Source organism: Mycobacterium sp. 852002-51057_SCH5723018 (assembly GCF_001667035.1).
Classification (GTDB): Bacteria; Actinomycetota; Actinomycetes; order Mycobacteriales; family Mycobacteriaceae; genus Mycobacterium.
The window spans coordinates 1-1,176 of the sequence record NZ_LZIR01000037.1; the positions used below are offsets into that span (position 1 = coordinate 1).

Sequence of the window (1,176 nt, forward strand, 5' to 3'; positions counted from 1 at the left end):
TGGCGGCCCCAGACGTACTCCATCGCGTACGGCGACCCGGTTTCTAGGTGGTTGTACGGCGCGATGCTGTTGCCCGAGTCCATCACCAACTCGGGGGCGGGCCACAGGTCGTGGGTGATCGGCTGCCAGCAACCGGGTGCGCCGCCGGGCCCGCCGCGGGCGTTCACCCGGGGCAGGTTCTCCGGATAGATGTAGGGGTTGGGCGCCCCACCGATCAGTGTGGCGATATTGCCCAGGGCCGACAGTCCTTGGGTGGGCAGCGCGAAGATCCCGATCAGGCCGACCAGGGTGATCGCCGACAGCGGGTTGAGCAGCAGCCCCAACCCCGACAGCGCCTGGGTGTGGCTATTGAGCGAGTAGCCGTTGCCGCCGAGGAAGGCGGCGGCCTTGGGTTCGATGTCGTGGTAGTTGCGCAGGGTGCAAAAGATCGCCGGGCTGTAGGTGTCGAGCAGCTGAGCGGTGGGCACCAGGTCCTGGGCCCCACGCGCCAGATACGGCCCACCCCGGTTGAAAATGTCAGCCCCGGTGTTGCCAAACCCCGCCGCCGACAACAACGCCTGATCCAAATCCTTTTGCTGCTGATTAAGCGTGCGCGAGGTAATCACCGCATTGTTCAAAAAATCAAACAAATCCGGGGCCGCATTGGCATAGGTATCCCCCAACCCCGCCAACTGCTGAACATCATGACGGGCCTGCGGCAGCTGCGGATTGACATCATCGAGCACCGCATTGGCATTGACGATCGACTGACCAAACCGATCCCCCAACCCCGCCAACGACTGCGCCGCCGCGCTCAGCGTCAGGTTCAACTTCACCGGATCCACCTTCTGCGCGATCTCGGTGATGGTCTGAAACAACGTATTGATCTCGGTGGTCACCGACCGCGCATCAATCACCGTCTGCGGCGAAATCCGCTGCGGCGACGGGTTTCTCGGCGTCGTCAACGACACATACTTGCCACCAAACACCGTGGTCGCCTTGACATCGGCAGTCACATTGGCCGGAATCAAATGCAAATACCGCGGATACACATCCAAGGTGAACTTGGCCGCCGGCTGACCATCACGCACCGTCTCCGAGATATGGGCCACCCGCCCGATCTCCACCCCGTTATAGGTGACCTTCGACCCCGGATCCATCACCAACCCGGCCCGCGACGCCACCATCGTCAACTTC

1 protein-coding gene is annotated in these 1,176 nt (G+C 62.7%); it reads right to left on the reverse strand.

Annotation, left to right across the window (positions count from 1 at the left end; all coding sequences use genetic code 11):
- A partial coding sequence (locus A5764_RS09150; RefSeq protein WP_369807293.1) for an MCE family protein occupies nt 1–1,172 on the reverse strand: 1,172 nt, incomplete at its 3' end.
- Nucleotides 1,173–1,176 lie beyond the last annotated feature (4 nt).